This is a genomic window from Moorena producens 3L (genome assembly GCF_000211815.1).
GTDB lineage: Bacteria > Cyanobacteriota > Cyanobacteriia > Cyanobacteriales > Coleofasciculaceae > Moorena > Moorena producens.
In genome coordinates this window covers 75260-89375 of record NZ_GL890969.1, presented here as the reverse complement: position 1 = coordinate 89375, position 14116 = coordinate 75260, and the positions used below count along the sequence as shown (strand labels likewise).

Sequence of the window (14116 nt, the reverse complement as noted above, 5' to 3'; positions counted from 1 at the left end):
TGTCATCTCCCAAACGTTGTATCAATTATGCCATGGCATGTCAAAGCACCCGAAAAATAAACGGATAGCGATAGGGCTGATTAGGATTTTCCAGCACCTTGACTAAGGCAATTATGGACATAATTAGACTGACAAGCCCTAATATAATTAGCAGCGGAATCCCAATAATCACCACAGTCAGTATCAGACAAATCACCCCATATATATAAAGGCAAATGTGAAAATTCAGAGCTTCTTTCGCATTTTCTTTGACCACTGAGTCTTCGGTGACCAAAAAAATGACTATCGGGATGGCAATAGAGACCACCAGAGAGCTAAAAAATATTGAGCCATGACATAACAGTGATAAAAGCTTTCGTTGATCCATCTTAAATACGGGAAGGGGACTCCCGTTATAAACGTCAGTTTTAGCGGGTTTAAAGTTACCGTAAGATAGTGGAGCCTTGTCTTGATGCAGTCGCTCATGGGGGAAACCACGGCAGTTGCTCATGGGGGAGACCCCCAAGACCGCACTGCCTCCCCAAGACCGCGCTGCATCGCTATTAAAAAAGATTTAAGCCTTTTCTGCATAGCCCACTGACTCTAAAGGCTCCACTATCTAAGGTTTCGTCTCCGGGGAATTCCCGCAGGAGAATAAATTGTTCGCGTAGCGTGGCCTACGGCCAGCGTTCGCGTAGCGTGGCCTATGGCCAAGCGCGAATCATTGATTAATTTGACTCGCGTATTCATAGCCGTCAGCCTTGAAAATTGTTCGTAAATACTTTGGATGTACATCAATTTTCTTTTCTGGAGTAGAGAGTGCAAAACTAGGACGATGGCGAATTGCTATTCGTCCTGTGTATTGACCGGCATACTTCCCTCCCTTGATATCAGCTTTAACAATATCGCCCGTTTGGAAACCTTTGAAAAACTTAGCGGCAGGTGCATGAGCCTTTGGAAAGCCATATTTATTTGGACGACATCTTTGGCGCACCCCGTGACCTTTAGCTGTAACTATTAGCGGTTTCACTCCATTTAGTAGTAATGTCTGAGGAGTGGATTTACCCACACAAGCAGCATCAGTCCAATGGGTTTTCTCGGGAGCATCCCATTTTGGAAACAATATTACCCAAAGCAACGATATTTCAAGGGTTTCAGCCCCCTAAAAAGAGCTAACGTGCCAAATTGGGATGCTCCCGTTTTCTCAATCTCTCTGGTTTGACGATTGAACTTAGTCAGACCACCAGAACCTGTGTCAACAGGTAATCCAGTCAGTTGCAGCCTCCTCCATACTTCCCAGCGAGTTGAGTTAACTGCTGCTGCATCTTTCAAGGGGGATTTAGCCTTGGCCAGTATTTTCTTTAGAAGTTCCGGCTTTTTACGTAAAAATTTCTCAATCGGATCGCTACCTTTCTTCTGGTTACAAGGCCGACAAGCCAAGGTTAGGTTGCTGACTCTATTAGTCCCTCCTTTAGATGTTGGAGTAATGTGTTCAACCTCCAAGGGGACGTTCTCTGCTCCACAGTAAACACAGCTATGACCCCACTTGGCAAGCAGATATTCTTTCACCTCAAACCCAAACAGTTCACCGTGTTGATACTCTACACCCGATATTTCTGGGTTTTGCATTTTTTGAGTATCAAACCGGACTAATTCTTGAGATATGGTGGTTATTGGGCACAGCTTCCTTAGCCGTCTTACCCAAGTCTCAATATTAAATACTCGACTCATTAGCGATGGAGCCAGCCACCCTTCTGGGCGTTTTCGATTGAGAAACCGAGGTTTGCGGTAACGAGTCTTTCTATTTCGCCTACCTCGCCTTAAAGCTCTTCTGGATTCCAGAGAGTTTTTGATATTCTGTCCTCTGTGATTAACTTCCAAGGCGCTTGTGACCCGTCCAGTTTTTTTCTGAACGATGGCAATCCCGGTTGTTTTAGATCCAGGGTCTATCTTGATTCTGTGTGGATGAGTAACAGAATTATCAACATCCCTGTCTTGCCGGATGATAGTAAATGGATAACGCTTAAAGACTTTAGCCCTCCCTTTTTTAAGTAACTCCCTAGCCCGTGCTGGATGGCATGGATCTAATGGTTGTTTGTTTTTATCTAGCACGAACACTCGCATTACTTTGAACACTCCACAAGTGGGTAAAGTTTGCCTGTGCAAAGCACACGCTTGCGCGAACGACAATGTTATAAGAGCTTTTCAGGTTAACAACACTTCCTTAACTCACTACAGATGTTTAATTGTTAACAACAGAGCTGAAGACTGGCACGCATCTACAGGTGTTATGACTCGAATAACGTAGACCATTACTAGGTCTTAGTCTGGTCAACTATGAGCTTTCACAAGCTCCCGCTATAGTCTGACAAGACTTAGCGGTGAGTTGTTGACGTCATTCATCCGATAAATCATCCTATGCTTCCCCAGGGTTACTTTTATGGATTTTATCTTCCATAATACAGGTAAGTTGCTAGAATTCATTGAACAGAACGAATTTATGTCAAGATATGTAAATTACTGATCAATACGATGGCTAATCCTGTGTCGTTGGCTGATAATCTTTCTAACTAAGGCATAACTACCAGTCGTCATATCCCGCCTTTGGTATTGCTTTCACTGCTCCCTTGCCTAAATTCCAAGTTTCAGTCTTAAATCACGATTCGGCTACGGTTTGAAAGTGCTGGCCATGAATTTAGTCTTGCCATACTGCTGCTGAGGGGTAAGCTTTACTATTTGGTGTTGCCTGAAACGGCTAACTTAATTTTCCCAAAGCTTATCCAATCCTTAACCTCTGCTCAAAGGCCACCAATTAATAACCCCTACCCCGATAAGTCATGGGAAATCATCTAAAATTTCATCGACCTACATCTGGTCAATGGTCTAAGTATTTAATTCTTATTATCTTACTCCTGGGGATAGTTTTTCGATTAGTCAATATTGACAAAAAAGTCTATTGGATTGATGAAGCCTATACATCCTTGCGAATTTCTGGCTATACCAAAGCAGAAATTATCGAAGAAATTGATGGTCGTCAAATTAATGTTAAAGATTTACAGCAGTATCAGCGTCCTAATGATAACAAAGATGTAGGTGACACGATCCAAGGGTTAGCGTTACATGAGCCACAACATTCACCGTTATATTTTGTGATGGCTCACTTTTGGGCAAAATTGTTCGGTTATTCCGTAACGGTGATGAGAAGTTTACCTGCCTTGATTAGTCTGTTGACTTTGCCGTGCATTTATTGGCTTTGTTTGGAGTTGTTCGAGTCTCCCTTAACGGGATGGATTGCGATCGCATTGCTGTGTGTCTCTCCATTCCATGTGTTGTATGCCCAGGAAGCTCGACAATATAGCTTGTGGACATTGACCACATTGCTTTCCAGCATAGCCTTGCTGAGGGCGATGCGTCTTAGCACACTGATGAGTTGGGTTATCTATGCCATAACAGTTTCTCTAAATCTGTACAGCTATTTGCTTTCTGGATTAGTTTTTATTGGACATGGTATCTATGTTATTTTCACCGAAAAATTTCGTTTTAGTAAACAAGTCGTTAGGTATGAATTAGCTTCGCTTTTCGGGATTATCGCCTTTATTCCTTGGTTAAGATTGGTCATTGAAAACGGTATTGAATTGGGGGATTGGGCGGATAAAGAGACTCCACTCGGTAAACTTATCACCCGCTGGCTTATCAATCTTAGTTCTGTGTTTTTCGATATCCAGATTGGCTATAACAATCCCTTATTTGATGTGCGATCAGGTCGAGACCTAAAGTTTAACTACGACCATTTACTCATTTACTTCGATATCCTGATTGTAATTATCGTAGGCTATTCTATATATTTTATGTTTCGTCATAGTCAGCAGCGGGTTTGGTTATTTATCTTGACTATGATCGCCGTTGTCGGAATGTTTCCCATTGCTCAAGATTTAATTTTAGGAGGACAGCGTTCCAGCATGGCTCGCTATTTTATTCCTTGTTACTTGGGTATACAACTTGCTGTTGCTTACCTCCTTGCTAAAAAAATTAATCCCCTAAATGCTAATACAATAAAAGGACAACAACTATGGCGATTAGTTGCTATTACAGTTATTTCAGCAGGTGTGCTTTCTTGTGCCATTAGTTCTCAAGCAGAAACGTGGTGGCATAAATACAGTAACTATTACACTCCTGAGGAAGCTCATATTATTAATGAAGCCAATCGTCCCTTGGTGATTAGTAGTGATATCATGCGATTAGTGTCTCTGAGTTATTTACTTGAGCCAAACGTGACCTTACAGTTAATCAAAACTAAGGATTCTCCAACAGTTTTTTCCAGTTTCAGTGACGTCTTCTTATATAGACCTTCTCCAAAACTGCGACAAAAATTTGAACATGAGTCACCCTATGACGTTAAACCAGCTCATAAACGCAAGCATCTCTGGAAGCTAGTGCAGTGAAACCAAAAGTCAAAAGGTCAAACCAACTTGACCAATGACCAATCACTCATGACTAATGACTAATCAATCTAATCATTTTTTTTCCACAACAGAACTTTTCGTTTTTTAAAGCCAATATTTCCTTCGTATATCAGATTGAACTTATAGTTATTATGTTTTTCCATACTGGGGCGTAGCAATGATGGTGATGGAATATTTTCCAATACAAAAATATCAGTAAATTCAGCTGATACTTTTGGTAATTTTTCTTCAGGTATTTCTGAAACGTTTTTGATTTTTTTGATGAGTTGTAATTGAACCTTGGGGTCAAGCTTATGGCTCAGGGATAGAATTCGATTGTGAGTACTATCGCTTAGTACAAGGGGAGCAGGAGACTGATTAATAATATTAGCAACGTCTGCATTATAGTAATCACTGTACTTCGTCCACCAGGTTTCAGCTTGAACAATCAGCACACCAGAGATCACACCACAAGAGACTAATATAACTGTAGTCAATCGCCATAAACGTTTTTGCCAAATACCAATCGAAAACTTACTGAGTTTCGTGGAGAGTAAATAGGAAATAGTGAGTTGAATCCCGATGTAGGTTGGGAGTTGATATCGAGCAATCGTTGAGCGCATGCCTCCTGAAATCACATCTGGTAGCACTAGGGGTAGACTAGTAAATCCCATCAGGAGCAAAACAAATAGCCAAACTTGTTTTGGAGTATAGCGACAGAGAAAATATAGCCCATAAATCACTAGCCCCACAATTGGTAGCACTAGGTAAGTTCTAGGCTGGGTGTAGCTAAAGGTTAGGTCAAACGGGTACTCCTTCCCTAGGGGTACATCAAAAAAGCCGTAGAGTAGATTCTTCAGCCAATATCGACCCAGATCCAGGGGGGGTAATTCTTTAATCACCCATCCCCATTCCTTGCTAGCTCTGGGTTCGTTTTCCAAGAAAACAGCTAACCAAGGTGAAAATATCAGCAGTGCTGCTGTGACCGCTGAGATGTAAGCAATTACTTGTTGACGCCTTTGCCAACCTGCGATGATCAGGACATAAATGCCGTGACCTAGGATAATCGGTGCTGAAAATAAATGAGAGTAGAAAGATAGCGCTACAGAAAGGGCATAAATGCACCAACTCACCCTACTGTTGACTCGCATCGCTCGTAATAGGGAAGCACTCGATAGCAAGACACTCACAGTCCACAGACTATATTCCCGAACTTCCTGGGCATACAAAATATGGATTGGTGAAACAGCGAATAGGGACACGGCAAGCCATGGGGTCAAGGATGTCCCAAATAGTTCTAAGCACAACCAGTAGAGGCAGGGTAATCCCAGCAAGCTAATCAAAGCAGGTAAAGTGCGCTTGAGTGCTAGGGAATTACCAAGCCATTGTTCCCAGAATCGGGCTAAAATATAGTAAACTGGCGGGTGTTGTGGCGCTTCTTCCCCTATAATTCGTAAGGTATTGGCGAGGCTACGGTCAGAATTAGGGGTCTGGTATTTTTGTAATTCTGTAGCGCTAATCACTTGACCTGTGTAGATATCCCCGATAATTTCTTCCGCTGAATAGCCAGCAATTCTAGAGGAGCTGAAAGTTTCATCCCCCCAGTAGACTTTGCTGTCGAGATTGGCTAAGCGAAAGACTATACCTAAGAGCAGTAGGGTAATGCATAATAGTCGCAAGGGAGGTTGAGGTAATTTCCCTAGCTTTAATCTTTTGGTTTCCATCACACAAAAAAGTACACCGAAAAGTATACAGGAAAGTACAAAGGTAATTGATTCGTATTCGTTTAATTTGGATATTGTACTTGATCGCTTTTTATTGACCGTTTCCTGATTACTGTTAACGATAATATTTCACTGTTAACAATAATACTTAATCTAGAAACTTACCGATAATCGTCACTCCATTATCCCATTTTAAGTATCTCTACCCAAACACAAAAAAGTATGAATCCCCCAGCCTCGAATCCCCCTAAAAACCAAGTAATATTTTGGTTTAGCTTGAGCCTAGCATTTGCTATGGTTTACAGCCTGATTGCCCTCGAAGAAGCCTTTAGTAATCAATACATTGTACAAGATGATGCCAGACAGCATGTATTTTGGATGCAACGGTTTTTTGATCCCAGCTTATTTCCCGATGATCTGATTGCCAATTACTTCCAATCTGTAGCACCTGCTGGCTATACTACCCTCTATCGGCTGATAGCATTTGTTGGGATTAATCCCCTCTTATTGAATAAACTACTACCGATGGTGCTAGGGTTGATTACCACTAGTTACTGTTTCGGGCTTTGTCTACAAATGCTGCCCATCCCAGCCGCAGGATTTATTGCGTCTTTGCTCCTAAATCAAACCCTATGGATGCTCGATGATTTAGTATCAGCAACCCCTAGGGCGTTCATTTATCCCCTGCTGCTAGCATTTTTATACTACCTATCACGGCGCTCATTGATCCCCTGTCTAGTAGTGATCACCCTCCAGGGTTTATTTTATCCTCAGTGCGTTTTCCTGTGTTGTGGCGTCCTGGTGCTGAAACTGTTGCGTTGGCGAGAGGGTAAAATCAGACTATCCTCCCAGAAGAATGACTATTGGTTTTGTGCAGCTGGGTTAGGTGTGGCATTCATCGTCCTGTTGCCCTATGCTTTGACCACTTCTGACTATGGTCCAATTATCAGCGCACAGCAAGCCAAAACAATGCCAGAATTCCAACCAGGAGGGCGAGTTGCCTTTTTCGATCACAACCCATGGCATTTCTGGTTGGAAGATGCTCGCAGTGGTCTATTTCCCCGAAGAAAGCGTTTACCTATAGCTGTCTGTGCTGGTTTACTATTGCCTATCCTGTTACGATTTCCCTCATGGCTACCGTTAGTGAAGAAAGTCAAAGGGGAAACGGTACTCCTGACTCAACTGGCTCTAGTATCCGTTGGCATGTTCGTTATGGCTCATGGTGTCCTTTTCCGACTGCATCTACCCAGCCGTTACAGTAAGCATAGTCTGCGAATTGTGCTAGTCTTAGCTGCTGCGATCGCTATAACTCTATTACTTGATGCTATTATTCAAGCTTGCCAGACGGTAGCCTTCCCTCTAATTCCAGGGAAACCAGTGTTGGGACGAGCGATCGTTACACTCGTGGGAATGGCTCTAATCTTGTCTCCTCTTGGTTTCCATAATTTCCCCAAAACCAACTATGAGCTTGGGAGGCAACATGGCCTCTATGAATTCTTTGCTAAACAATCAAAGGATATCCTAATTGCCTCACTATCAAAGGAAGCCGATTTCTTGCCAACCTTTTCTGGACGGTCAATCTTAGTCAGTAGAGAATACGGTATTCCCTATCATACTAACTATTACAACCAATTTCGCAACAGAGCGATTGATTTAATTCAAGCCCAGTACAGTCCAAACTTAGCTGAAGTTAAACAGTTTATTAGGCAGTACAAAATTGATTTTTGGTTGTTAGATAAGAAAGCATTTAATCCCCAATATATAGCTGAAAATCGCTGGATTATGCAGTATCAACCAGTAGCAGCAGAAGCTCAAGCTCGACTCAAACAAGCCATTGTTCCGGCAATTGTTAACGTAATCGATTCCTGTTCTGTTTTCGAGACAGAGAAGGTTGTGGTTTTGGATACCGAATGTATAGCGATAACTAGTAACAGTTAAATAGGTAAGCCCAAATCAATACAGCTATGTAACTATATATAAACAAATCTATCTAAACATGCTGGCTCAAGGGCATAGATTGAATTTCTAGATGTTTTACAAAACTTGACATCATTTAGTTCCATTAGTCGGTTTAATCATGCCTACCTACTAAATGGGTAATTTGGGAAACCCTAGTAATTCATGTGATCCCAGCCCTGAACGCTACTTGGTATGACCTGGGGGGGCGACGATATGGCTTGAAACGATTGATACGTCAAGAGTGTAACGATCTGTGATAGAAAAAGATAGGTCTCAAATTGTCAATAAGACCTATCTGTTGCAAATGTTACCCTTATTCTATCAAAAGCATCTTAAAATTCAACTAAAGTATCGTAATTTTATTTTATTAAATATTTTAGTGATGCTTGTACAATCAATCAAAAGAGTTAGCATAGAAAAGTTAGCAAATGCTTTACCTCTTGGAATAAAATTTGAAAGTATAAGAAAAAGAATTCAGCGCTTTTTGTCTTTACCAAATCTAAGATTTGAAACTATTTGGTTTCCTATCATAGCTAGTATACTAGAAACATACTTTGAAACAGATGAACTAGTTTATATAGCAATTGACCGTACAAATTGGGGTAAAATAAATCTTTTAGTAACTAGCCTGATTTGGGATAAAAGAGCATTGCCAATATACTTTACTTTGATGCCAAAATTAGGTAGCAGTAATCTTAAAGAACAGAGCAGTCATCTATCAACAATAATTCCCATTTTTAAAGATTATAAAATTTGCCTATTGGGAGATAGAGAATTTTGTTCTGTTAAGCTAGCGAAATGGTTGTCAGAAAAGTCTGTATACTTTTGTTTACGTCTCAAAAAAAATGAGTTTATTGAAGTCAAAAAGAAAATTTGGATTGAGTTATCAAATCTTGGGTTAATACCAGGAACTTCATTCTTTATTAAAGGAGTAAAAATAACTAAAATAAAGGGATTTAGCACTTTTAACGTTGCATGCAAATGGAAGCGTAATATTTCCGGATTTATCCCCAAAGAAGGATGGTTCATTATGACAAATTTAAATTCCTTATAATTGGCGATTGCTGCTTATAAGAAACGGTTTGGCATTGAAGAAATGTTTAGAGATTTTAAAACAGGAGGCTATAATTTAGAAGACACTAATGTCTATGGTGATCGGTTGATTTCGCTAATTTTATTGATATCAATAGCCTATACTTCTGCTACCATTCAAGGACAGCAAATTAAACTAAAAGGAATTCAAAAATATATCGGCAGAGTAAAAGAAGATGGCCGTTCACAACGACGACACAGTAGTTTTTATATAGGATTATATGCTCAAAATTGGGTCAGTTTTAGCGATGAGTGTATTAATTTAGTACGAGAATTAATGAGACTTAATCGTAATAAATGGAAGTATTATTTACGAGGAATGAGAGCTAAATCGCTTGTCCTGTCTGCTTTATAACTATTTTCGTCGCCCCCCCAGTGGTATGACACTAACTCTTGATTTTCATCATCACTTTAAAAAGCGATGCTCTTACAGAGCCGCTACGCGATCGCATCCCCTTTTTCACCCAATCAAGCTAACCCAAATAACAAAACTCAATCAATTAGGGGGTCAAACCCCTCAACTTATCTGAAACGACTGGGTTCAAGATTTTAATTAGATGCCCTAAATTGTTGTTAAAGTCAATTCTTATATTGTAGCAGGCATTACCAAATTCAGCCATCAAAACCCTACCTATCCCAGGGCTAAACCATTGCTCTGTATCTAATACAGGAAAAGGAAGACAAGGAAGACAAGGTGGACTTGGAAGAAAGACAAAATAACCAAACAAAATCATCTTCCTCCCCCTCTACCCCCTTCTCTGCCTCTCGCATTACTCTAAAACAAATACGTAAGCCTTGGTTGAATACGACAAGCCCGTCCAAAGCAATTTGGACAGGGTTGAGCATCACTATCAAGACTGAGACAGGAACTATCTCAGTTTTACTACTAACGTTTACACCACAGGGCGTAAACGCTGGTTCGCTCTCAACACACTACCTCGAATTTTGAACTATGAAACCCTGTGCCGATCAGAATTTAGGTGCCCATGTATTCTGGAATCCTTATCAGCCTCATCAACCATTAACACTCTTTTCTAAAACTGCTCACCCTGTAGCGGATAAACGTTTGTATCGTAAGGGTAAACGGTTACGCTTAACTGTCGAGGTTTCCCTAGTCCTGTTCACACTAACCTTGATGGTGTCAAGGGTGATGCTAGTCCTGTTAACATACGTATTTTCATCCCCAGCTACTGATCACTAACTATAATGATTAATGGTCAATTAACCATTAACCATTAACAAAAAGCAATCAAGCATATTAAAAGTTATTAACTGGACTTCATATCATCTCATGTTCTGATCTAGAAGCTTTTTCACCTTCATGGTTGCTGAATCGGTTGTATAGTAGTCCTGATGGTGATAATAGGAGCTAGTTGCGTAGTTCTCAACATCATTAGCAACAATACCTAAAAGATTAGTCCTAGAGGTTTTGAGTTCATCCAAGGCTTGCATTAGAACTGAGCGGTCAGTCTTGTTTAATCTGCCTACGAAGACCATACCATCCGTGTTAGCTGCTAGAAGGCGGCTATCGGCAAGTCCGATCACGGGAGGTGTATCATAAATAACTAAATCAAAAACAGCATTAAAATGCTCCATCAAAGTTCCCATCTTTGGCGCAGATAGTAACCGAATCGGATCATGTGCTGGGGAACCAGCAGTTAGCACATGAAGATGATCCCACAGGGGCACTTGCTGGATGGCTCGGTTAGCTTTGATCCCCTTACTAAGGACGTCACTCAAACCAAGTTGATTGTTCAAACCAAAAATTTTATGTACCCGGGGACGGCGCAGATCTGTATCCACCAGTAGCACCCGCCGACCCATAGCAGCAGCCACTATAGCTAGGTGGACAGCAACGGTAGATTTACCGTCTGCTGGTCTAGCTGAGCTAATCACAATAGATTGGATTGGCTTATCGCAGCCGAGTAAGCCAATATTGCGATGGAGGAACCGAAACGCCTCTAAAAAGGGAGAAGCTTGCTGCAGTTTTGGCGTTGAGTTATTTTTCTGATTCTTAGGGAAGCTTGGAACAAAAGGTATACCTTTGCAGCTTGATGACTTGGTTGCCTTAAGTGCTGGATGGTAAGGAATAACACCAAGAAGAGGCAATTGGGTATGATGTTTAAGTTCGTCGGGAGAGTGGAACACATGGTCTAAGCGCTCCATCAACCACCCTGTTCCTGCACCCAGTAATATACCTGCGATCGCTCCCAAAATAATCTGAAGTTCCTGATGTTGCGGAATCGGATATTGAGGCTGTTTGGGTTTGAGAATAAGTTCCCAAGAATAAGGCTGGAAGCTTTCCTTAAGCTCCAACAGAGTGTCTAATCGTTGGGTTTTATCTCTAAGTTTTTGCCGTAAACTGGTGTAGGTTGGATCTATCACCAACATCTGTTTCATGTCTTGCTCAAGACTTTCTTCTTCCTCAGCAAGAGCTTGTTGTCGTGCTTGCAAAACTGATATTTGGATGCTCCGATCTACCAGTTGTTGAGTGAGCTGCTGGTGAATTGAATTGGGTGATATCTTAGGAACATCTGTATTTGTTAGTTTGATCCCTAGTACCTGTTCAGCTTCAGAGCGTAACAGGGATAAGAAATTATACTTTTGCTGCTGTAGGGTCTTGATGGTTGGACTGTCTGGAGTATAGCGGCTTGACTCGATAGCGATCTCAGCCTCAACCTCTTCTAGGTGGTTGAGCATCTTTTGGTAGTAAGGGTTTTCAGCCAAATTCACTTGAGCCAGAGCTAACTCCGAGGCGCGAGAGTCCTTGACCTGATTTGATGACAGTCCTAGCTTTTGAGAGATGATCTGGTAGAAGGACTGAGCTTCCTTAAGCTGGATGTGAGTATCTAATTGCTGTTGCTTAATCTGGCTAATCTGAGTTGAAAGCTGCTGTTTTTGATTATCATAATCGATCAACTTGTACCCTAGCTCCAACTTCAGCAGTTCTTCCTCCAGTCTGTCTACTTCTTGGCGTACTTGAGGCAACTCTCTATTTGCTAGCTCAAGGTCCTTATGATGGTAACTTGCTTCTTGTTGGCGGGAGTACTTGATATAATTATCGGCAAGCTGCTTTAAAACAAAGTGAACTTTTTGAGGATCACTATCCCGGTAACGAACTTCTAAGACACTAGTTCCTTCAATATGTTTGATCCTCAGGTGATTATTCTTGACTAAAGACTTGTAGCTAGTTTTGCCATAGCGCTTGTTTATTTCCTCAATCACGGGAGTGATGAGTTTTTCACTACGCAGTACCAGCATTTGGGTTTTATAAGCCAAGGTTTCAAAACCTGGTATCGATTGATTTTCATGATCCTGTGCTGTCAGAGGCTCCAGACGCAGCCGGAACTTGCCTTCATACAGAGGTTTCTGATTAGAGGTCCATACAAAAATACTAGCTGTTATCGTAATTGCTACACCAGCAGCCACTAAAAAGCGACGCCGTATGATCGTCCAAATCTCCTCTAGCTTACGCCCATCCTGATAGTATTTTGAGTTTCTAGTGTGGTAGATGACGGGCTGTGAGTGGATATATTTACCATTCCCCTGTGGGAAAAGCTCTGATTTATTGCCCATCTCTATATGTGCCTTTTTATTTATTGGTTTAAGTTATGTTCAAGAGTAACTGAACCTATGGCTAATCGCTCCCCTATCATACCTTCAGTAGTTGCCACTAACCATCAGCTCTGTAGTTAGTTTGTGTTAACAAACTAGTTTTTGACACTAGAACTGGAAAATTTTACGCAAAACTTATCAAATATCCGGATAAAATGAAGGAATGGTTAAGTTAGGGGAATGGTGTTTACTGGTACCAAGTTACATTCATAGGTAGCACTATCTACCTATCTCCCCATTACCTTGTCCTCCTGCCTAGCTAAATAACACTTGAAGAAGGCAATTGAGTTTAGTAGTATTGTCTTTAATTTCAGTTATAAATATAAAAAGGAAAAGGTCAATGGTTGGAATTCCTTGCCCTTTCCCCCTTTACTAAACTTTTACAGTGTAATCAGGAAGCAATTAGACAAATTATTATCTTAAAATATTACCCCTGAGAATGAAAAACTGATCATGGGGTATTTGGCTCGAATCAGATCAATTTTCCATTTTTCCATTGACGAGTGATCAACCAAAGCTAGAAAAGCCCATATCTAGAGGGATATCTTGTAACCTTCCAGGACCGACTGCTTGAATAGCTTCTTTGAGAGACATATCTCCGGTGTAAAGCGCACGACCAACAATTACACCCCTAACCCCTAGAGGTTCGAGGGTCAGTAGACTCAATAGGTCAGTGATTGAACTGACACCCCCAGAAGCAATCACGGGGATCGAGATATGGCTTGCTAGTTCTCTTAGAGCGTCTAGGTTTGGTCCAGACAGAGTTCCATCCCGGTGAATGTCGGTGTAAATAATCGTAGTTACTCCCAGCTGAGTCATTTGCTCAGCTAGGTCAATTGCTGCAATTTCTGAGGTTTCTAACCAACCGTGAGTGGCCACCCATCCCTGACGAGCATCAATACCAACTACAATCTTCCCTGGGAATTTAGTGCAAAGCTGTTCTACTAGGGAAGGGTCTTCCACCGCTGCCGTCCCTATAATGACTCTATCGACGCCTAGAGTCAACAGTTGAGTCACTCCGGAGCGGGAGCGTAATCCACCACCGACTTGCACTGGCACAGGTACCGCCTGCACAATTGCTTCGATTGCCTTAGTGTTCACTGGCGTACCCAGTTTTGCGCCATCCAAATCAACCACATGCAGCCGTGATGCACCTTGTTCAACCCATTGTTTCGCTACCTCGACTGGGTTATCGTTAAATACTTGCGCACGCTGGTAGTCTCCCTGGACTAACCGCACACATTTTTCTTCAAGTAAGTCTATAGCTGGAATAACATCCATGACTCAATTTCCCCCTAACCTATA

7 protein-coding genes and 2 pseudogenes are annotated in these 14116 nt (G+C 41.5%); 4 read left to right on the top strand and 5 right to left on the bottom strand.

Translation table 11 applies throughout. The features are described 5' to 3' along the window. Positions 1 to 40: 40 nt before the first annotated feature. Entirely contained in the window at positions 41 to 367 is a 327-nt protein-coding gene (locus tag LYNGBM3L_RS28345) for a DUF4870 domain-containing protein (protein ID WP_044495225.1), read from the bottom strand. 333 nt (positions 368 to 700) lie between these two features. Then, positions 701 to 2103 (bottom strand): annotated as a pseudogene (iscB, locus tag LYNGBM3L_RS28335) (RNA-guided endonuclease IscB). Positions 2104 to 2816: 713 nt separating this feature from the next. Here iscB and LYNGBM3L_RS28330 point away from each other — a divergent pair. Then, positions 2817 to 4421 (top strand): glycosyltransferase family 39 protein, encoded by a 1605-nt coding sequence (locus tag LYNGBM3L_RS28330; RefSeq protein WP_008189500.1) that lies wholly within the window; start codon positions 2817 to 2819, stop codon positions 4419 to 4421. Between the two features lie 68 nt (positions 4422 to 4489). Here LYNGBM3L_RS28330 and LYNGBM3L_RS28325 read toward each other — a convergent pair whose 3' ends face one another. Next, positions 4490 to 6145 carry a glycosyltransferase family 39 protein gene (locus tag LYNGBM3L_RS28325; RefSeq protein ID WP_008189498.1) on the bottom strand — a complete coding sequence of 552 codons (1656 nt, stop codon included), beginning with the start codon at positions 6143 to 6145 and terminating at the stop codon, positions 4490 to 4492. A 222-nt stretch (positions 6146 to 6367) separates the two neighbouring features. On the opposite strand from LYNGBM3L_RS28325, the gene LYNGBM3L_RS28320 reads away from it, so the two are divergent. The 3 genes and pseudogenes from LYNGBM3L_RS28320 to LYNGBM3L_RS28305 all read left to right on the top strand — a co-directional run bounded on the left by LYNGBM3L_RS28320 (position 6368) and on the right by LYNGBM3L_RS28305 (position 10397). Continuing rightward, on the top strand, positions 6368 to 8083 hold the full coding sequence (locus tag LYNGBM3L_RS28320; RefSeq protein WP_008189495.1) for a hypothetical protein: 1716 nt from the start codon (positions 6368 to 6370) through the stop codon (positions 8081 to 8083). A 325-nt stretch (positions 8084 to 8408) separates the two neighbouring features. Next, a pseudogene (locus LYNGBM3L_RS28315) lies at positions 8409 to 9551 on the top strand (IS4 family transposase). Positions 9552 to 10148: 597 nt separating this feature from the next. Further along, entirely contained in the window at positions 10149 to 10397 is a 249-nt protein-coding gene (locus tag LYNGBM3L_RS28305; RefSeq protein WP_008189486.1) for a hypothetical protein, read from the top strand. 83 nt (positions 10398 to 10480) lie between these two features. Here the strand turns inward: LYNGBM3L_RS28305 and LYNGBM3L_RS28300 are convergent, their stop codons facing one another. Both LYNGBM3L_RS28300 and hisA read right to left on the bottom strand, forming a co-directional pair. After that, a complete protein-coding gene (locus tag LYNGBM3L_RS28300; RefSeq protein ID WP_008189484.1) occupies positions 10481 to 12772 on the bottom strand; it encodes a GumC family protein in 2292 nt (763 codons plus the stop codon). A 546-nt stretch (positions 12773 to 13318) separates the two neighbouring features. Continuing rightward, positions 13319 to 14092 carry a 1-(5-phosphoribosyl)-5-[(5-phosphoribosylamino)methylideneamino]imidazole-4-carboxamide isomerase gene (gene hisA, locus LYNGBM3L_RS28295; protein ID WP_008189482.1) on the bottom strand — a complete coding sequence of 258 codons (774 nt, stop codon included), beginning with the start codon at positions 14090 to 14092 and terminating at the stop codon, positions 13319 to 13321. Between the last annotated feature and the right edge of the window lie 24 nt (positions 14093 to 14116).